Below are 20,433 nucleotides of genomic sequence, written 5' to 3'. Positions count from 1 at the left end.
ATGGCCACGAAAGTGCCCGCCAACCAGCCGATCCGGTGACGAAGGGCGGCGTCGAAGCCTCGGTGAAACTGGTCAAGGCGGTTAACTGGCCCCCGGTAAGCACCTATCCTGGCCTCCAATAGGCAGAAAATACGGCCCTTGACACCTCATTCTGGGACGAGTCCCCCGTCACGGCCGGTGATCTGTCGGCTGCCTTGGTGCAGCGACTGGCCAAGGTCTCGGTGCCGCGGCCATCCCGCGTTGTCGTAGGAACCTGAACGCAGGCTAGAGCTCAAAGGAACTTTTGACGGGAAACATGCGACCGAGAGCATGTCTGATGTAACTGTCCGTTTCTTCGCGTTCCTCAAGTGACTGTTCGGTCGCTCCATCGTTTACGCAAATGACGTCGAGATGCCTGCGACGTATAACGTTTTCCATTCGCCGTCTGCCGTCATCCGTCGCGGGATCGATGTAATCGTAGCGAATGGAGCCAGGGACTGCATGGCCGGCTGCATAGGCGTAATTCAGATACATTGAGCCAGATGGTGCAATGTCCGTAGCCGTTCGAAATGAAGCTTCTCGCGTTCGTTGGAAAGCGTTGCGGAATCGTTCCTCGGCCTGAGTCATAATTTTGCGAGAGATCGGCGCCGGAACGTGGTAAAACTTGCGGCTGAACGTCACGCCAAAGGCCTGCTGGATAAGTTGCCTAGCGTTTTTTGCGGCCGTTGTTGATGCATTTTCACCAGGAACGGTCGGCCCGAAGTCGACCAACGCTCGCGACTGGAAAAACTTAGTAATCCCATTTGCGTGGAAAAACAGTTCCGGGGCAATAGGCCTACCCAAAAGGACGTCATCGTTAAAGTACAGATAGTACTCGGCCAAGTCGGGAATGCGATGGAGATTTGCCTCAATGGCGTGTGAATTGAATGTTGGGAGCCCCTTGGGCGATGGCCATATATCCTCATGGTCGACAACTTGGATCCGCGGATTCGTGGTATTTAGCCAAGGCGGGGTTTGGCCCGCTGTGACGATCCAAATCTTCCGGACCCAAGGGGCGAATTGTTCGATGCTTCTCAAGCTGTAGCGTAATTCGTCATGATCAGCGAAACGTGCGGCATCAATTGCGCTATCCGTGAAGAGATCCGGGTCATGAATCTGTAGTGCCGATGCTTTGCGTTTCAGCCACTCAGGATCCGTACCATCAACCCAAGTGAAAACGACATCAATAGGAAAGGAGACGTCTTGGGTTGCCGGCGACTGTGCTGAACATATCTCTTGGTCGGGTTGGCGGTCAGCATCTGAGTTAGTTGTCGCTACAATCCGATCGTTCCAGACCAACGATTCTAGTATTGATTCGCCCTGATCCCAGAAATGTATCTCTACACCCTGCATAGGTGTGGTCGAAAAGGTAGAGGCTGGCTCCGCCTTCACCGATTCGTAAATGCGAACCCCGATTGCTTGGGTAGATCGGAGCGATGGACCGATCATGTGAATCTGTCCGTAAGTCTTGCCGCGGCGACTGAGCGATTCGAGGTACCAACCCGAGAAAGTGGTTTGCTGCCTTAGCAGGGAGAAAAGCTTCTCGCGTTCCCGCACATGAATGCCGATGATATGAGGGCGGTCTGACCGAGTTGGCAGCATCCAGAAATCAATTCCTGCGTTGTTCAGTAACTCTCGCACCAGGGACAGCGCCCGCTGTCGCTGTTCAGGTATCCGCAGATTTGCATCAATTCTTGTCAGCATCGGCATGAACGTGGAACCTGAACGGATTAGGTTATCGTTTTGGCCCCGATGTCGGCGGTAATAGCTGACATTCGTGGACATCAGCCGCAATGCCTGATTTCGGATTCGGGCTAATCGTCTCTTGAGTGCAGTCACGACCGACGTTGTCCTCCAAGACCAATTTTCTGACTCAGTGAGTCCAATGCGAGCATGTTGCTGGAACGTTGAAGTTCGGATTCCACTCTAACTGACGTGTTGAATACTGGCGGGCTCGCCTCCGAAGGGTTACCACCGCACGAGCGCTCTTCTTGGTTCAATCAGCGGCGCAGCTAACTTCGTAATGGATTTTGCGACGGTGACTGTGCAGAAGACGAAGGCCGCTATGACAAAGAGGGCAGTTTGAAAACTTGGCGCAAACGTCTCGCTCACGGCGGTCGCCCCTACCAGCGTGAGAATCGGCAAATGGAGCAGATACGGATACATGGTTTTGCGGCCGGCTTTTGCAACCCAGCCGCCGATAGGTGAAGGAGCACCCGGCTTTCCTGGCAGCACGAGCATGAATGCTGCAGCCATCGCCGTTCCGATCGTCAGCACAAGCAGGCGCCACATCATCCCCTCGACGGGGTCGACGTCCAGCGCTTCATAACCTGCGTTTCCTAAGAACGGTGTGCGCCAGAAGTCACGACGTGTTAGCAGCGTCACGACCCCTCCGGCCAACAGCACGACGGCGCCAACGAGTTTGTAGCGTAGATCGTGCCGCCACATTGAAATCTTGTCGATGACCCATGGTCCTGCGAGAAAGATCGGCAGGAAGACAAGGATGCGCGAAAGTGACAGGTACCCACCGATGTCGGGACTCAACCCAGCCAGCAATGCGAGAAGGATGGTGATAGGGATGGCGAATTTCAAACCTCGGAACCACGGTGCCAGCAAGCGCCACGCGGCTAGGGCGACCAGGAACCAAAGGCCGAAGGTTTGTGATGTGAAGGACCAACTGGGGGAGTCGTCCTCGAAGAGGAAATTAAACAGGAATGCGATGAGCTGGAAGACAACAAAAGGCAGCAGTAATTGCCAGAAGATCTTGGCCAACGTTGTGCCGTCCGCCTTGGTTCGGCGCGCACCCCACCCGGCAAGGAGCACAAGTACCGGGATATGGAACATGTAGACGAAGTTGGAGACAACAACTGCCAGATCGCTGGTGCTGCGGAGCAGACCTACGGCGTGTCCAATCACCACCAGTACGATGGCACACCAGCGGGCCTGATCTATCCAGGTCTGGCGGACTGCGATGGCTGTACGGGGTTTCGATAGGTCCTGACTCAAAGTACTTGCGGTCTTTCTGATTGTGTGCAGAACTGTGCCAACGTTACTGCTTAAAGCAGATCGATGTGACGGGAGCGGATGGTGTACGCACGGTTAACATCCCTGACGCTGTCGATCCATGGCAGAATTCATGAAGTCAATCTAATAGATTACTAGTTCGACTTCGGAGTGTATGAATGGCAATTCGTGACCGGCTGGCCGCCTTAAGGCGCGACGTTCGGAGGCCTGCATTTGCGCACATGGCTAACGTTAACGGCGATAGCGGCCCGAGCGGCAGCGCCGCTACTGCCGAGGTCAGCGTCATCGTTCCCGTGTATAATGCAATGCCATATCTCACGGAACTCCTGAACTCCCTCGAGGCCCAGGACCTAGATCCTTCACTGTTCGAACTTATCGCTGTCGATGACGGTTCAACAGACTTCAGCGGTGAAATTCTTGATGTCTACGCAGCACGCAACAAGAATTTCCGGGTAATCCACCAGGAGAACAGTGGTTGGCCTGGTAAACCTCGCAACGTGGGGATGGCAGCCAGTCAGGCGCAGTACGTCTTTTTTTGCGATGCCGATGACCGACTAGGTCCCCAAGCATTGCGGAGGATGATTGACTTTGCGATTGAAAACAACGTGGATGTCCTCGTTCCCAAAATGGTCGGTATCGGCGGTCGTCGCGTGCAGGCTGCTCTGTTCGAACGGACAGTCAAAGACGTAGACCTTCGGGAGATTCTGCGCTCCCTCTCTCCGCAGAAGATGGTGCGGCGGGAACTCTTGGTCAAGAACGGCATCAGGTTCCATGAAGACAAGGTCCGGCTCGAAGATGGGATGGTTATGTCCCAGTGCTACCTGCTCTCGCACCGGACATCCATCCTCGCCGATTACGACTACTACTACATCCGGACCCGCGAGGACGGCGCCAATATCAGCAGTACGCCGACCATTCCCGAGGGATACACCTGGTCGGTGGGGGAAATCGCCCGTATCCTCACGGAAGGCGACAAAGACGCAGGTCAGGCTAAACTTCTCGTCCTCGACCTGTTTCGACGCAAATGCCTCCGCGTCTACGAACCGCAACGTTTCTTGAAGTTCTCGTCGGAAATCCAGCAGCGCTGGATGGCAGCGCATGCGGACTTTGTTGATCGCTACATTCCCGAAGACCTCGAGGCCCAACTGGTGACGCCGTTCAAGCAGAAGACGCAGTTCATCCGGAACCGGGACGTGGCCGGAATGCTGGAGTACTGCAAGCTGGAGGGCTCGCTTCAGCCAACAGCCCGGGCAACAGGAATCGCATTCAGCGCCTCTGGTGTCGCTATGGAAGTTTCCCTCGAGCATGGCGACATGGACACTATTGACCTGCTGGTTCGCAGCCGAGACGGAGGGATCGAGCGCTCCTTCAGGATGCTACGCGTGGACAACCAGCTTTCCCAGTTCCGTGCAGAGCTGCCCTATTCACAGCTTGACGATTTCCCGAGTGCGATCGTGGACTTTTTCACGGAGGCGAGCAGCAGGGGGATGACGGGCAAGCTCCAGCGGGTCACGGTGGACGAGCAACTGGATCTGCCCGAGCAGAGAGACCACAGACGCCCATACGCCACGATTCACGGCAGCTTGAGTTTGGACCTCCGTCGCTGAGAGGGCATCAGGGGACAAGCTAATTTCGGAGTACTCTCTGCAGGGACTGGTCCAGATATGGTGCAAGCGTTTTGGCATACGTTGCGGTGATGTGGGAGCCGTCGAAAAAGGTGACGACGGACCCGATGGCGGCATGACAAACGCCGTCCTTGCAGAAATACTCGTCCATACTAATGGTTTCTATGTTGGGCAGGGAAAGCTCTTTGGCCGCATCCGTCAGTGGGTCCATCCAGTACCAGTCTTCGGGCGTGCCAGCGCAGGCCCCCGGGTTTCCGGGATTTTCCGCGAGGCAATCGGGAATCGAGCCGCCTGGGAACAATGGATCCTTGATGACAACCACATTGGTGCCTGCCTCCGCCCACCTGGACAGATAGGACTTGTAGCCGGCGAGGGCAGGCGCTTCCGTTGTTTCCCAGGACTCGCCCTGTACAGGTACGGATTGTCTCTCCGAAGTAATGACGAGATCAAACTTATCGCCCTTGGTTTGCTCCATTACCCAGTCACCATAAGCAAGGCAGTTGTCGGTTTTTTTCTGCGTATCCAACTCCAGAGGCGCATCGGTGGGATTACAACGTGAGACCAAGAACGTTGAAATCGTCCAGTCATTGCGTTCTGCCAGTTTCTGGAGTGGGGGGAGCCAATGGCCGGCATGGGAATTTCCCACTAGGGCCACCTTCTTCTCGCCGTTGGCGTAGGTACAAATGGGCCGTTCCGTGAACGGCTCGTTGGACCAGCAGCCATCGGCATAGGCATCCGACCTGTCATCCTTCGCCAGCTCTGGCTCCGGAACTAGTTCGGCTGTAGGATCCGGCTCGCAGACATCGAACCCCTTGGCGATGGCAGCCGCACCGAGACAGGGCCCGCCGCTCGTCTCTATTGCCGATAACCGTTGCTCCGCTTGTTGCGAGCGATAGTTGACCTCCGCAAGCTGTGCTGCACCCAACACAGTCATCAAGATCATTCCTGCCGCGGCAAACCGGAACGTCGGCAGGAGACCTTGTGCCGACTTCGTGAAACGGAACTTGTCTTCGATGAACGTCTTGCTTAGCGCCGCCAGCACTATGGTCGCCACGAGGATCACGGCCTTATCCAGCCACCCCAGTTCACCGCCGCTAACATAGGGCACCAGAACGATAAGGGGCCAATGCCAAAGGTAGACGGAGTATGAAATCCCGCCCAGCCATTGCACCGGTGTCCAACGGAAGATGCGCGTGGGGGACGAGCTGCTGTTACTACCTGCGAGGATGGCTAAAGCAGTACCGAGGACGGGAAGAAGCGCTGCAGAACCGGGGAATGGTGTGGCCTCGGTGTACGTTACGCCCGCCACCACAATTGCCAGTATCCCGACCCAGGCCAGTACCGCGTTGGCCGACGGATTCAGGCGGCTTACGGTCAGCGGGGCGACGGAACCGACCAGACCACCGATCGCGAGCTCCCACATTCTGGTAGGGGTGATGAAGTAGGCAGCGCCTGGTTCCGTCGCCGTTGCCAGCACCGAGACGACGAGGGAAATGACAACGACGGCGGCAATTGCGTATCGAACTAAAACACCCGCCCTTAGCCGGCGTTTGGCTGCAATCCAGAAAGCGGCCATGATGACGAGCGGCCAGACCAAATAGAATTGTTCTTCAACTGCCAGCGACCAGAAGTGCTGAGTTGGCGTTGGATCATTGCCTTCAGCCAAGTAGTCGACAGAGCTGCCGGCGAGAACCCAGTTCTGGACGTACAGGGCAGAAGCGATGATTTCCTTGGCGATGCCTTCCCATTGTGTGGGAGCGGAAACCAAGCGCGTTGCAACTGCGGTAGCCGCAAGGACGGCAAAAGACGCGGGAAGCAGTCTTCTGATCCTGCGCCCGTAGAATTGGGCCATTTCCCTGCCCGTTAGCGGGGGCTTCCGGATCAAATGCGAGGTAATGAGGAAGCCGGAGATGACGAAGAAAACATCCACACCCACATAGCCGCCTGTGACCCGCTCGGGCCACAAGTGGTATATGACGACCAGAGAGACGGCGAGAGCTCTCAGCCCTTGAATATCCGGGCGAAATCCGCTGTTCTTGGCTGCTGTAGGTGGGTTTTCGCTAATAGTTCTTCCTCCTTCAAGGCCGCAAGCTCGGCGAAAGGATCGGCAGATGGTGAACTATTCTACAAGCTTGACTCCTGCATGGCTCTATCGACGGCCAGGAGGAATCGCTGGGTGCTTGCACCAGCGTCCGTCTCTCCGAAGTGATGCCTGATCAAATCCAGTTGCTCGACGCTGATGGGACGGGACCGTAGATCGTCCAGCACGGAGGGCGTCCGATCCGCGTCAGCCGCTTCCAGCACAGGTACAACGCTCGTGATTCCCCTAGGGTCGACAACGGCCGCCGGTTCGATGGGCTTGGTAATCAGCAAGGGTTTGCCACGCGGGAGCCAGTCCATTGCCATCGCCGAAATATCACATATGCAGATGTCAGCGTGCGCCATAGCCCCATTGAAATCCGGATCGTGGTCACGGTAATGCCCGGCATCCGGAGACTTCTTCACTGCCGAGGCGATCAGCGAATCGATCAGTTTTACAGATTCGCCATGTGTACGAAGACGGACGCCAGTACGGGGATGAGGCCGGAAAATCAGGCGGTAGCGTGGATCGGCAAGGAGCGCACGAACAAGCGCCGGGCCATGGGAGACTACGGAACCGTAGGCCATAGCATCACGGTCGCCCTCCCATGTAGGGGCGTAAAGCACTTTGACTCGTCCGGCGTCGTTACTAGGTGGAGTCTCTACGACATCGTCGAGTTGCGGACGCCCGATTTCAACCAGCTTATCGGGATCCAAACGGGGGACGTTGGCGAGTATACGCTGTCTAGATGCCTCACCGGCAATGAACGAGAAGTCATAAGCTTTGAGCTGGTTGGAAGCCATCGAGACCTTGTCGCTCTCCCCGTGGCTCAGGTGAATATGGGCCGGGCCCGTCAGTCGCAGGACTGTGAAGTTGGCCTGGTTGTTGTTGACGTAAAACACGGCGCGTACTCCGTGGGCATTAACGAACTGTTCAACCTCATTGATGCCGCTCGTCAAGTAAACCGGCAGCGGGCAATCCTTCATGATGGCCGCGGCGGTTGTCGCCTTGTGAACCAGGACAGCCACCGGATGTCGTTCGGACAGCTTGCGCATGGGACCGAACCATTGCCGGACCTGATAAGCGCTGGAGGGGTCATCGGCAAAGTACAGAATGGCTTCATACTGGGCAGGCGTAGTCGGGTTTCGGGCACTCAACTGTCGGCGCACCCTCTTATCCAACAAGAAGTTGCCGGTAATGTCGGCTATGAGCTTCAAGCCCCTACGGGCCTTTGCAGTGAGTGACACAGAGTCTCCTGTTAGAGGATCGGGAAGCGTCCAGCGTATCGAAGCAGCTAGGGAGAGCATCTGCAGAATCCATAATCCGTTCAGCTTTCTGTTGGTAAACTGTAACGAATCTTGGGTGGCCCTTGGGGACTATTGTGCTTCGGAAGGAATTAATGATCGCTGGACTGCGTGGCGCCATTGCACGTATCTTGCCGCAGCCCGTCGTCCAGACTGCTTTCGACCTGTTCCACGGCAGGACACGGCTGCAGGTTTCATTGCGCTCATCTACCGCTCGTTTTCTGGCTCGCGCCGAGCTGGCAGGCATGAGAGGCCCGACGGTTCCTGTGCTATCCGGCGGATCAATTCTCATGACGCGGCCAGTCGAACGGTTTTCAGCTGTGGAAGCCATCAGGGCAAACCGTGATTTGGTCCTGCTGGCGGCAGACATCGCCAGCATCGAGTATCAGGTCGATCAGCCCAACCCAAACAAGCCTGCATCGTTGGCGGTTGGTATCGGCCAGTTGGTGCAACTGGTAGATGCCCTCAAGGAAATCTCTGTTGGTCGTCCTGTATATGTAAAACTGCGCCAGAATGGCCCCATGTTGCTCCGCGAGCTCGATCAATTCGATAGTACTCAGATAACTGTGTTTGAGCCGCAGTCGGCTGACGACCTGGTGCTCGCTGGCAGCGATCTTGGCTGCGAGGTCATAGTGAAGCCGGGACAGACCGATTATGCATCTGTTACTGAGCTGCTGGAACCAGTTGATGCTGTCTATACCTGGGTCGACGGCGGCGACCCAGAGTGGCAAACGCGAAAGACTGACGCGCTTTCCCAGATGCATCTGAGCGGACTGAATGAATATTCTGCCAACGAGGAGCGGTACCGCTCACACGACGAACTGCGTTATTCGCTGCGCTCACTGGATTATTTTGCCCCGTGGATCAACCACATTTACCTCGTGACCGCAGGACAAGTTCCGGAATGGCTCGACGCCTCGAACCAGCGCGTCACAGTGGTCGACCATCGGGAAATTTTCCCGGAAGGCGCGCTGCCCACTTTCAACTCACATGCGATAGAAGCCCGACTGCATCATATTGTCGGGCTGAGTGAACACTTCCTCTATCTGAACGACGACGTCTTCTTCGGTCGCCAGGTCAAGCCCGAATTGTTTTTCGAGGGTAGTGGGCTCACCCGGTTCTTCCTCTCTGAGCAAGAGGTCGATGAAGAGCTGCCGAATTTAGCTGATCTCCCGGTCGACAGTGCTGCCAAACAAAACCGAGCGTTGATTGAGGGACGCTTTGGCCGCACAGTTCGATTCAAATTCAAACACGCTGCTCATCCCGAACGCGTGAGTACGTTACATCAGCTGGAACTGGATTTTCCCGATAAGCATGCGGAAACGTCCCGGTCACAGTTCCGAAGTCCGTCAGATATATCCATTCCGTCCTCGCTGGCCCACTATTACGGGTACATGATTGGCGCGGCGGTACCTGGCACCCTGAAGTACCGCTATTGCGATATAGGGGAGGCATCCGCTCAAGCGAAGATGCTTCGGCTTCTGAGAGACCGCGATGCCGATGTTTTCTGTCTCAATGAAATCGGCGGTTCCTCCATTGACCCGGCCGCGCAGGATCAACTCGTGCAGCAGTTCCTACGCGCCTATTTTCCCGTCCCCAGTTCCTTCGAACTAGGAGAGTAATGTCTGATCCGAAATCTGCGTTATCAAAAGCTAGGTCGAAGGTGGAGCGTCTTCTGGATCCTGGTTCCGGATCGGCGCGACAAGAACTAAGCGAACTAGCCATTTCTCAGGACGGCTCGATACTCACTTCAGAATTCACGGTGAGCCATGGGCTCACTCCGGTGGCCCTATGGGCACTGCATGCGGGCGAATCCTGGATCAGGTTGGTTGGTGCGGAAGCGACCGGAAAGCCTCCCGGTTCAGGCTACAAGTCCTTCATTGCATCGGTGGACCTTGAACGGCTGGCGGGAGACCTGCCTCTGCAGATAGACACGGCACAGATTTATCATGAACTTGACTCAGATGCTGATGGATTGCTCCCTTTGTTCTTGGAAATTTCGTGCTCTGCGATCGATATTCCGCGATACAGCCGACACATCAGTGTGGCCGGTGGGGCTGAAGTAGGGATGTCCTTTGCGGAATTTCGCGAAGGATTAGAATCGGGCGCGGTGGAACCGGATGCTGTGTGCACCGCGCGACTAGCATTCGGACGCTTTCGGCGTACCAAGGTTGGCTTGCTACGAACCGTCTCTGCCGCAGACAACACGATGGTCGGTTACGTCAACCGCAAAGGCTTCCTTACTCTGGCCCTCAACCGGGTTCTTAAGCCATACAACGCGGTTTATGTAAAGCGTTTGTCAGTTGCCGGTGGCTCGATCCGGCTTTCCGCCCGGCTTGTGGCCAGGCACGGGAGTCCTACCAAGGCCGAACTTGTACTTGTCGGACGGGAAAGCGGCTTTCGGTACGTTGCCGCCGCCACTAACATTAAGCTGGATGAGGAGAGTACCGCCAAGCGCTTTGGCTTACGTGAATATAAGCTCCGGGCCCGACTGGACCTCGGGACTTTTTCCAACGAGCAACTATCTGCCGACGATACGCTCGATGCATGGCTAGAAGTCCACGAGAGTGGTGCCGAGGATCCCCATCGTGTGCGGGTCGGCAGGACCAAATACGTGGTTCGGAAAATGTCACGGGCCGGCTGGCAAAATCGTGGCGATAAGACCTTGTGTATCACCCCGTACTACACGTTCAAGGCCAAGAAGACCTCGTTCCACTTAGAACTGCTGGATACTGACGCCTTCGAATATTTGCAGAAGAAGACACGGATGCCTATATCCAGGAGGAAGAAAGGCAAACCGGTGTGGTTGGTGGGGGAGCGCCCCTATAAGGCGCAGGACACCGGCCTGCACTTTTTCCGGTATCTGCGCGAACACAAACCGGAAATAGACGCCTACTATGTGATCGATCCTGCCTCACCCGAAGCCCGAAACCTGGACGGATTGGGCAATATCGTTGCATACCGGTCCAAACTCCACTTTGAACTCGCCCTACAAGCGGAACGGTTCATCGGTTCGCATCATCCGGACTTTCTCTACCCGACGTGGCTTCCTCAGTTCCGTAGGGCCGTGGTCGGGGTCAAGGTCTTTCTCCAGCATGGCGTCATGGGAACCAAATGGATGGTTCCCAATTACGGAAAGAGAGCGCCCGGCTTCGACACTGACGTCTTCGTCGTGAGTTCTGAGCGTGAGAAGGAATTCATCGTTGGCGACTTCGGATACGCCGACAAGGACGTGGTCGTTACCGGTCTGTCCCGCTTCGATGCGCTGTTCGCCGGAGACGTAGCGGTCAAACCTAAGCAGATTCTTGTCATTCCGACCTGGCGGGACTGGCTGCAAGATCCTTCAGTATTTATCGAATCGGAGTACTTCCAGGCATGGAATGAACTGTTGCACGATCCGCGCCTGCGGGAGCTTGTGGAGCGGTCCGGCGCCGAGATCATTTTCTGCCTGCATCCGAACATGCAGCAGTTCCGCCACCACTTCGAGGGTGTTCCTGCGCGTGTCATTTCTCAAGGCGAAGTGGATGTCCAATACCTGCTTAAGCAAAGCGCAGTAATGGTGACCGACTACTCTAGCGTGGGCTTTGATTTCAGTTTTCTGCAGAAGCCCGTCCATTATTACCAGTTCGATAGGGAACGCTTCCTGGGCCGGAGGGGGTCTCACCTCGACCTCGATGCCGAGCTGCCCGGCCGCATCTCATTTGATCTTGACTCCCTGATGGCTGGGCTTGTTGAAACCTTAGCCTCGGGATGTCGGATGCCCGAGGATTACGTGGGGCGTGCTCGGCGTTTTCTAACGTATCGCGATCAGAAGAATTGCAGTCGAATCTTCGAGGCAGTCCGGGAAGCCAAGCCGGCCGAATCCCGATTGCGCAAATTTATTGACCCGGAATTCGGGGAACGGGCGTTTGATCGCTTTCGACGAAGCCGTTTCTATTTCCCGTCCATGCGTCAGTTCTACAAGTTCGTGCTGCGCACGCCGATGGATGACAATCTCATCGTTTTCGAGAGCGGTCTGGGAAAACAGTACGCGGATAGTCCCCGTTATATCTATGAAGAGCTTTTGAAGCGAAAAGACCCGCGTACCAAGATCTGGATCTACGGGGGGAAGTTGCCGCTATGGGACACGAACACCCGCGTGGTGAAGAGGCTGTCCCCGGAATACTACTGGTATCTCGGCAAGGCCAAGTACTGGGTTAATAACCAGAACTTTCCTCACTATATACGACGTCGAAAAGATGCCATTATGGTCCAGACCTGGCATGGGACACCGCTGAAGCGTATGCTCCATGATTTAGCAGAGGTCCATGGCCGCGACGAGGATTACCTTCGTAGGGTTAGCAATGCGGTGCGGCAATGGAGCGTGCTACTTTCGCCTAGTCCTTATGCGACCGCAGTCTTCCGTAGCGCCTTTAAATACGAGGGGAAGGTACTTGAGGAAGGCTATCCGCGGAACGATATTCTAGTCGCCGGAGAGAGCGGTGGAATAGGCGAGCAGATGCGTCGAAAACTAGGCATCCCCGAGAACAAACGGGTAGTGCTCTATGCGCCTACTTTCCGCGATTCAGAAAGCAGTGGGGCTGGCAAATTCTCTTTCGAGTTGCCCTTCGAACTGGAGCGCTTTCACCAACGGTTTGGAACCGATACAGTTCTTCTGCTCCGCATGCATGTGCTGGTCAGCAATAAAATTCAAATCCCTGAAAGCGCGCGGGATGCGGTCCTAGATGTCTCGGCCTACCCTGAAATTCAGGAGCTATATTTGGCAAGTGACATCTTGGTGACAGACTACTCATCGGTGTTCTTCGACTTTTCGATATTGCGTCGTCCGATCATCTTTTACGCCTACGACCTGGAACTATACCGGGACACGCTCCGTGGCTTCTACCTCGACTACAACACCGAACTTCCCGGGCCTATCGTTGAAACCGAGGAGTCTCTGTATAAAGCGATTGAGGCGACGTCACTTCCGGATCCTGAACGCGAAGCGAAGCATGAATCCTTCGTGGCTAGATTTGCACCTAGGGACGATGGGCATGCCGCAGAACGCGTAGTCGACCAGCTTTTCTAACCAATCCAGTTACCAAAACTCCTTCCAGCAAAGGGATATGAATGACCGTCCGGGATCGGGCTGCGGCCCTCCAGCGGCACATGAAGAGGTTTACCGCCAAGCGCAAGGCCCCGCAGGTGCTGCCGGGGGACAGCGGCCCCAGCGCGAGCGCTGAAACCGCTCGCGTATCCGTTGTGATACCGGTCTTTAACGCGATGCCCTACCTGACTGAAATGCTCGATTCCCTACGGGCACAAGAGTTGGATCCGGCGCTGTTCGAGGTCATTGCTGTTGATGATGGATCGACTGATGCCAGTGGGAAGCTTCTTGATGACTATGCAAGCAAGAACCCTCACTTTCGTGTCATCCATCAGCCAAACAGCGGTTGGCCCGGCAAACCGCGCAACGTTGGCATCGCCGCAAGCATGGCCCCTTATGTTTTCTTTTGCGATGCAGATGACAGACTAGGGCCAGAAACATTGCGGCGCATGGTGGACTACGCCTTTGAAAACGGCGTGGATGTTCTGGTGCCCAAGCTTGTTGGCGTCAACGGCCGCCGAGTACAGGCGTCACTGTTCAAGACGACGGAACTGGACGTCGACAGGCGCAAGATTCTTGGGACTCTCTCACCGCAAAAGATGATCCGCCGCGAATTGCTAGAACGCCATAAGATCAGATTCCACGAAGACAAGGTCCGGTTGGAAGACGGCATGGTGATGGCGCAATGTTATTTGCTCGCCAACAAGGTATCCGTCCTAGCCGATTACGACTATTACTTCATCAGGACACGCGACGATGGACTGAACATCAGCTCGGAACGCACGGTGCCTGAGGGCTACACCTGGTCGGTGGGGGAGATCGCCCGGATTATTAAGGAAAACGAGCCGGATCCCGGCCGCGCCGACCTTATGGTCCTTGACCTTTACCGCCGCAAATGCCTGCGGATCTACGATCCCGAACGTTTCGGAAGACTTGGGCGGTCCATCAGAGGCCGATGGGTTCAGGCTCATGCCGACTTCGCAGAACGATGTGTTCCAAAGGGATTGGAGAGCGAGCTGTCTCCCATCTTCCGGCAGCGGTCGCAGCTGGTGCGCGTGCGTGACCTTGCAGGTCTTGAAAGCTTGGCGGACGCGGAGCAACTGCTTCGGGCGGTGCCGCATACCGTGTCCGTTAGCGTAGGGCACCGTTCAGCGGTTTTGGGATTCCGGATGGAGCCCGATGGCAGCTTTGAAGGATTATCCCCCGTCCTCCGTAGCCGCGGGGGCGGCAAAGAGGACCGTTTGCCGCTGGAGCCGCATCCTCATGGGTCCGGCTACCTCTGTGTAGTCTCAGAGGCCTTGCTCGAGGACTACACCGGGAAAATCGTCGATTGTTTCGTGGAGGCTAAGGCCAACGGTTTCACGGGTCCTCCGCAGCGCGTGCTGGTCAACGGTGCTACGGCATTACCTGTTCAGGGGGACGGTATCAAGGGGTATGCAACCGTCCATGGAAACCTGAGCCTTGACCTTCGCTAGTTTGCGATCGAACCGACCATCCTGCGAGGTAACACTGCCGCTCCGGTTTCGAACTGCGTGCCGGCGTAGAACCACATGGAGCCGTTCGCCTCAATGCCGAGCAGGTCAACCCTGCGGTCAGCATTGAAGTCACCTGGACCGATTATGCGGTGGAACATGTTCCAGCCACCGTTGCCGATCTGCCGTTCTGTCGCGAACCAGCCCGACGAGTAGGCTAACTTCGCCGCGAGGAACCAAAGAGTGCCGTCTGGCTTCCTGGCGACGATGTCGCCCGTCCCGTCTCCGTTGTAGTCTCCGGTTGCCGTCAGTTGGCTATACCGATCCCAATCAGAAGCTATCTGCGTCCGGGAGCCATGCTGGCCGGTGCCTGGGCCGGAATAGAGCCAGAGAGCGCCGTCGGGGCTCACGGCCAGAAGATCATTGTTTCCGTCGCGGTTGATGTCTCCTGCACCGAGTAGTGTGGCGAACTGATTCCACCCGCCGGTGCCGATTTTCGCACGACGCTTGTATCCCTCATTAGACGTGTTCACTCTGCCGGTGCCGGCATAGAACCATAATGTTCCGTCCTTTTGACGGGCAACCAAGTCCGCATGACCGTCATTGTCGTAGTCCCCGACTCCGATGATGTCATGATAAATTTGCCAGCCGTGGCCGATGCGCATCCGGTTGCCATAGCTGCCGTTCCCATCCCCGGGGATAAACCACAATGTGCCATCGGCCATCCGGCCAATGAGGTCCGCTTTGCCGTCGCCATCGAAATCCCCCGGGGTGATCATTTGGTTGTAGACTTCCCAGCCGGAATTGCGGGTCAGGACGCGGGATTTGTACCCCTCGGGCTCCGTGAACTCTGTGCCCTCATAAAAGCCGAGGCCTCCGTCGGCATAAATCCCGAGCAGGTCATCCTTGCCATCCCTGTTGTTGTCCCAGACGCCCAGGATTTGCGTGAAAGCCTGCCAACCACTTGCCCCAATACGTTGTTCCCGGGAGAATGACGTGCCCAACGCGGGGGCCTTGCCAGTACCACGGAGGAGCCACAGCGACCCGTCCGGCTTTGTCGCAATCACATCGGCGTTGCCGTCACCGCTAAAGTCCTGAGGCGCAATCAGCTGGGCATACTCCTGCCAGTCATCGGCAACCCTGACTCGTGAAGCAGACCTGCCGGTACCCCGTCCCGGATACACATAAACGATTCCGTCGGGCCGCATAGTAAGAAGGTCCCTACGTCCGTCGCCGGTGATGTCGCCGACTCCGATGACATCACTGAACTGATTCCAACCGCTGGTTCCCACGAGGACTCGGGGCTCAAAAGACGCTCCGCCTCTGCCCTTGTAGAACCAGAGCGAGCCGTCGTTACGGCGAGCCAGAAGATCAGGGCGCGAATCGCCGTCGTAATTCCCCACGCCTATCAGGGCGTTGTAAATCTGCCAGCCTCCGCCTACGCGCGTGGGGGAACCATAGCCGCCCGAGCCGTTACCAGGGTAGTACCAAAGGGTGCCGTCGGTGCGCCGGGAGAGGAGGTCGCTTCGCCCGTCCCCGTTCAAGTCCCCTGGAGCTGCGCTGAGGACCGAAGTAGTAACGGTGTCGCTGGCATTTTTGGCAAAATTGCTCAGTTGCGTCATGGTGCCGTGCCAGACGTTTGAGTCTCCGACGAACGGGCCGCTTGAGCTGTACTGCCAGATATCGAAGCCGGACCAGCCTGCGGGCAGCCGCGGTTCGGCCAGGGTGTACCCATCCAGGGGGTAATGGGCCACGTGGAGCGGATGGTCCCTAAAAGCAGTGCTGTTGCCGGTGCAGTAGTCCCACCAGTCTGCCGTGGTGTAGATGGCCGGGAGCCGACCGGTGCGGGCCTTGATCGTGTTGGAGAAATCCTTGATCCAGGCGACCATCTCGCTCGGGGACATGCTGTAACACGTGTTGCCGAGCTCCGGGTAGGGGTTGTATTCGATGTCCAGCAGGGGCGGGAGGGTCTTACCGTCGGCAGACCAGCCGCCGCCGTTGTCGACCATGTAGTCGGCCTGGGCCTTGCCCGAGGAGACATTTGGGATCGCGAAGTGATACGAGCCGCGGATCATGCCCACGTTGTAGGACCCGGTGTATTGTTCCCGCCACTCTGGATTCTGATAGGACAGGGCCTCCGTGGTTTTGACGTAGGCGAACCGGGATCCGTAGTTCCACTCGGTGGTCCAGTTGACATCGGGCTGGTGGCTGCTGACATCAATGCCCTGGATCCCGTCCGGGCTCCACTTGTTGCGGTTGATCATGGGGACGGACAATGCTTGCACCGAGTTGGTCCGGTTGATCTCCAGGACGTCCATCTGCTCCTGGAGCTCTTCCTGCTTCTCCGGCTGCTTGAGTTCGGCCTCTCGTTGCTGCCGTTGTGCAAGTCCATGGCCCATCTGGGCGCCGTGGTCGCCCTGAAGCACTTCAAGCAGTGCGCGCAGCTGTTTCTGAGAGAGTTCCTCCACCGGAACTTCGATGTCAGCGTCGATTTTGGTCGTTCCCGTTTCCGTGGGCACAGGCCGCGGATCCTGGGTCGATTCAACGGAGTGTAGGGGAGCCGGATGTTCGCCGACCTGTGGCTGGCTGGTTGCAGGCGTTTCCGCCGGGTTCGATTTTTTCGGTGTAGCAGCCGCCGGCGAGGGCTGGGGGAGTTCCTGAGGTGTGGGCACAGTGGTTGCCGTGCTGTCCGGAGCAGACGGCATGGCCTCTGCGGGCTCGGTAGCGACCACCGGCGGCGTTGCGCTAGCCGCGCTGGCGGCCGGAGGGAGGATGAACCCCGAGACCGCCAGAGTCAGGGCGGTCAGTCCGGCGATCCCGGTTCCCCGGATACGCGCAGCGGTCGAAGGGGTATGTAACAGTGGGCGAGCGCTCATAGATTTACTCCGGTATTTCCCCAAGCGACGGGGTATGGCTGCCCAAGAGAGCGGCAGTTATGGTCGTCGACGGTTAACGGTAACACCAATGTGAAAATTGGGGCCAGAGTTAATGATGTTTCTTTTCCGTCTTGGAACGAGGGGAGTCCGCCGACTATTTACGACGTCGCCCGGGTTGCAGGCGTGTCCTCGTCCACGGTTTCGCGGGCATTTGCCCGGCCGGGCCGGGTGAGCCATGAAACGGCGCAGAAGATTTTTGCGGCTGCGATCGAGCTCGGTTATCGGTCCAAGCCGATGAACGGAGCAGGGCAGCCTGGCGGAACGCGTACATCCATGATCGCGTTGGTTATCGCCGACATCCGGAACCCGGTATATGCGGAGATGGTCCGCGGCGCTGAAGCTGCGGCAGCCGAAGCCGGCTACACAATGCTCCTTGCACACACCCAGGAATCCGACCGCCGCGAACGCCAGGCGCTGGAACGGGCAATGTCCACGGTTGACGGGATTGTGCTTTCCAGTTCCCGTATGTCGGATTCGGCCATCCGGATGATGGCCAAGCAGAAACCGACGATCGTGATGAACAGGGCAGTCGCGGATGTTGCCAGCGTGGTTACCGATAACGCCAGGGGGATCCGCCGTGCCGCAGAGCATCTGGGCGAGCACGGCCACGAGACAATCACCTATCTGGCAGGTCCGGAAGCCTCCTGGGCAGACGGTATGCGTTGGCGGTCCCTGCGGGAAGCTGCCCTGGAACTTGAACTGAATGTCCGGCGCACAGCGCCGGCTCAGCCCACTGTCCGAGGCGGTGAGGACGTAGCAGCCGAGTGGCTCCAGCATCGTACGTCGGCAGTCATTGCCTACAACGACCAGATGGCCATCGGATTCATCCGAGCCCTGCAACAGCAGGGGTTCAGCGTTCCCGAAGACGTCAGCGTGGTGGGCTTCGACAACAGCTACGGCGCGGATCTGATTACGCCGGCGCTGACGACTGTCGCGGCACCACTGTATGCCCTGGGCACAACGGCCGTGAATAACCTGTTGGCGTTCGCCGCGGGGGCTAAGTCCCAATCGGGTCAGCCGGTTGTCCTGCCGACCCGATTGGTTGTGCGTAATTCGACGGCCAGACGGGCCAAGCGCTAGCTGGTCTTTTCCAACCAAAGCTTGGCCGACTGCGCCAACTCTGCCGGCGAAGCGGCGACGTCAAGGACGACGCCGGCCTCCGCCGAATCAAGCGACTCCAGCGTTTCCAGCTGAGACTCCAGCAAGGAAGGCGGCATAAAATGCCCGCTGCGCGAAGTCATGCGGCCCTCGAGCAGTTCTTGGCTCCCTTGGAGATGGACGAACACTACTGAGGCGTCAGCGGCCCGGATAAGGTCGCGATAGGACTTCTTCAAGGCGCTGCAGGCAATGACCAACGAGCCCGGAGCCTGTGCAAAGGTCTCGCCGATTTTTTCGAGCCAGGGCTCGCGGTCGCCATCGTTGAGCGGCAGGCCGGATTCCATTTTTTCCACGTTGGCCCTCGGATGGAGGGCGTCTCCGTCGATGAAATCCGCGCCGATGTGCTCAGCCAGGAGCTCGCCTACTGTGGACTTTCCGGATCCGGAAACGCCCATCAGCACCACATGGTAGGGGCCTGAGGTGGTCACCAGTCGTGCACCGTGCCGTCGGCGAGACGGTTGTACGGCAGGTAGGCCTGTTGGTAGGGGAAGGAAGCCGCGGCTTCCTCGTTCAACTCGATGCCGAGTCCGGGCTTGTCGCCCGGGTGCAGGTAACCGTCGGCAAAGACCATGGACTGTTCAAACACTGTGTTGGTCTTCTCGCTGTGCTCCATGTATTCCTGAATACCGAAGTTATGGATAGCCAGCCCGACGTGGGTCTGCGCGGCAAGGCCGACCGGGGAGACATCCGTAGGGCCGTGGAAACCCGACTTGACCTGGTACTGGGCGGCGAAGTCCATGACCTTCTTCAGCGGGGAGATGCCGCCGAAGTGGGTGGAAGCCGCACGGACATAGTCGATCAGCTGTTCTTTGATCAGCGTCTGGAAATCGAAGACCGTGTTGAAGATTTCACCGATCGCCAGCGGGGTGGTGGTGTGCTGGCGGACGAGCCGGAGCGCTTCCTGGTTCTCAGCGGGGGTGCAGTCCTCGAGCCAGAACAGATCGTACGGCTCCAATGACTTGCCTAGCTTGGCTGCCTGTATCGGTGTCATGCGGTGGTGGCCGTCATGCAGCAGCGGCAGCTCCGGGCCGAACTCGTTACGGACCGCTTCGAAGACGGGAGGAAGGTGGCGCAGGTAGGCCCGGGTGTCCCAGTCTTCCTCGGTCGGCTGCGCTCCGCGGCCGGCGGGTTCGAAGTCATAGCGCTCACCCGTGGCCTGTGCCTGGGCAGCAACGCCGTAGAGTGCCTTGATCCCCGGCACAGACGTCTGCACACGGATGGACTTGTATCCTTCTTCCAGATGCTGGCGGATGGAGTCGAACAACTCCGGAATGTCGCGGCCGGAAGCATGCCCGTAGGTCCGAAGGCCGGTCCGTGAGGCGCCGCCCAGCAGCTGATAGACCGGCAGCTCGGCAACCTTGCCCTTGATGTCCCACAGCGCCATGTCGACTGCGGCGATAGCGGCCATGGTGACAGGGCCTCGGCGCCAGTAGGAGCTGCGGTAGAGGAACTGCCAAGTGTCTTCGATCCGGTGCGGATCCTTGCCGATCAGCAGCTGGGCAACGTGTTCCTTCAAATAAGTCGCCACGGCCAGCTCGCGGCCGTTCAGAGTGGCATCTCCCAGACCGGTAACACCGTCATCCGTGGTGATTTTCAGCGTCACAAAGTTGCGACTGGGGCTGGTCACAATGACATCAGCAGCAATGATCTTCAAGATAGGCCTTTCAATGATTTCAAATCTTCACGTAACCGTAGCTATGCCGGAAACCCGGTGGCAAGGAGTTGCCACA

General features: G+C 57.5%; 12 protein-coding genes. 5 read left to right on the top strand and 7 right to left on the bottom strand.

What is annotated here, in order from left to right; translation table 11 throughout:
* Window positions 1-264: 264 nt before the first annotated feature.
* Together HGO92_RS16510 and HGO92_RS16505 are read right to left on the bottom strand one after the other, a co-directional pair.
* Window positions 265-1,857: a stealth family protein gene (locus HGO92_RS16510; RefSeq protein WP_169996720.1), complete on the bottom strand. Its 1,593-nt coding sequence runs from the start codon at window positions 1,855-1,857 to the stop codon at window positions 265-267.
* 129 nt (window positions 1,858-1,986) lie between these two features.
* The gene (locus HGO92_RS16505; protein ID WP_205834580.1) at window positions 1,987-3,024 is read right to left on the bottom strand and encodes an acyltransferase family protein; all 1,038 of its coding nucleotides are present in this window, start codon (window positions 3,022-3,024) and stop codon (window positions 1,987-1,989) included.
* 176 nt (window positions 3,025-3,200) lie between these two features.
* On the opposite strand from HGO92_RS16505, the gene HGO92_RS16500 reads away from it, so the two are divergent.
* Window positions 3,201-4,649, top strand: coding sequence for a glycosyltransferase family 2 protein (locus HGO92_RS16500; RefSeq protein WP_169996716.1), 1,449 nt, complete (start codon window positions 3,201-3,203; stop codon window positions 4,647-4,649).
* A 19-nt stretch (window positions 4,650-4,668) separates the two neighbouring features.
* Here the strand turns inward: HGO92_RS16500 and HGO92_RS24525 are convergent, their stop codons facing one another.
* The gene (locus HGO92_RS24525) at window positions 4,669-6,672 is read right to left on the bottom strand and encodes an acyltransferase family protein (RefSeq protein ID WP_205834586.1); all 2,004 of its coding nucleotides are present in this window, start codon (window positions 6,670-6,672) and stop codon (window positions 4,669-4,671) included.
* 119 nt (window positions 6,673-6,791) lie between these two features.
* The gene (locus HGO92_RS16490; RefSeq protein ID WP_169996714.1) at window positions 6,792-7,994 is read right to left on the bottom strand and encodes a CDP-glycerol glycerophosphotransferase family protein; all 1,203 of its coding nucleotides are present in this window, start codon (window positions 7,992-7,994) and stop codon (window positions 6,792-6,794) included.
* Between the two features lie 152 nt (window positions 7,995-8,146).
* On the opposite strand from HGO92_RS16490, the gene HGO92_RS16485 reads away from it, so the two are divergent.
* Genes HGO92_RS16485 through HGO92_RS16475 form a run of 3 tightly spaced genes read left to right on the top strand, consistent with a single transcriptional unit; the run spans window position 8,147 to window position 14,612 of the window.
* Window positions 8,147-9,673 carry a stealth family protein gene (locus tag HGO92_RS16485; RefSeq protein ID WP_169996712.1) on the top strand — a complete coding sequence of 509 codons (1,527 nt, stop codon included), beginning with the start codon at window positions 8,147-8,149 and terminating at the stop codon, window positions 9,671-9,673.
* Complete coding sequence (locus HGO92_RS16480; protein WP_169996710.1) at window positions 9,673-13,119, top strand: CDP-glycerol glycerophosphotransferase family protein; 3,447 nt, start codon at window positions 9,673-9,675, stop codon at window positions 13,117-13,119. The genes HGO92_RS16485 and HGO92_RS16480 overlap by 1 nt, the downstream gene beginning before the upstream one ends.
* 41 nt (window positions 13,120-13,160) lie before the next feature.
* The gene (locus HGO92_RS16475; protein ID WP_169996708.1) at window positions 13,161-14,612 is read left to right on the top strand and encodes a glycosyltransferase family 2 protein; all 1,452 of its coding nucleotides are present in this window, start codon (window positions 13,161-13,163) and stop codon (window positions 14,610-14,612) included.
* On the opposite strand, the gene HGO92_RS16470 is transcribed toward HGO92_RS16475, so the two are convergent.
* Complete coding sequence (locus HGO92_RS16470) at window positions 14,609-17,485, bottom strand: GH25 family lysozyme (RefSeq protein ID WP_169996706.1); 2,877 nt, start codon at window positions 17,483-17,485, stop codon at window positions 14,609-14,611. The genes HGO92_RS16475 and HGO92_RS16470 overlap by 4 nt on opposite strands.
* A gap of 96 nt (window positions 17,486-17,581) precedes the next feature.
* On the opposite strand from HGO92_RS16470, the gene HGO92_RS16465 reads away from it, so the two are divergent.
* On the top strand, window positions 17,582-18,625 hold the full coding sequence (locus HGO92_RS16465; protein WP_169996770.1) for a substrate-binding domain-containing protein: 1,044 nt from the start codon (window positions 17,582-17,584) through the stop codon (window positions 18,623-18,625).
* Here the strand turns inward: HGO92_RS16465 and HGO92_RS16460 are convergent.
* Together HGO92_RS16460 and manD are read right to left on the bottom strand one after the other, a co-directional pair.
* The gene (locus HGO92_RS16460) at window positions 18,622-19,131 is read right to left on the bottom strand and encodes a gluconokinase (RefSeq protein ID WP_346768990.1); all 510 of its coding nucleotides are present in this window, start codon (window positions 19,129-19,131) and stop codon (window positions 18,622-18,624) included. The genes HGO92_RS16465 and HGO92_RS16460 overlap by 4 nt on opposite strands.
* Window positions 19,128-20,357 (bottom strand): D-mannonate dehydratase ManD, encoded by a 1,230-nt coding sequence (gene manD / locus HGO92_RS16455; RefSeq protein ID WP_169996704.1) that lies wholly within the window; start codon window positions 20,355-20,357, stop codon window positions 19,128-19,130. Before manD ends, HGO92_RS16460 begins: the two co-directional genes overlap by 4 nt.
* Window positions 20,358-20,433: the final 76 nt, after the last annotated feature.

Source organism: Crystallibacter degradans (genome assembly GCF_012952295.1).
Lineage (GTDB): Bacteria > Actinomycetota > Actinomycetes > Actinomycetales > Micrococcaceae > Crystallibacter > Crystallibacter degradans.
The sequence above is the reverse complement of the archived record's forward strand: the minus strand, read 5'-3'. Positions and strand labels throughout refer to the sequence as shown.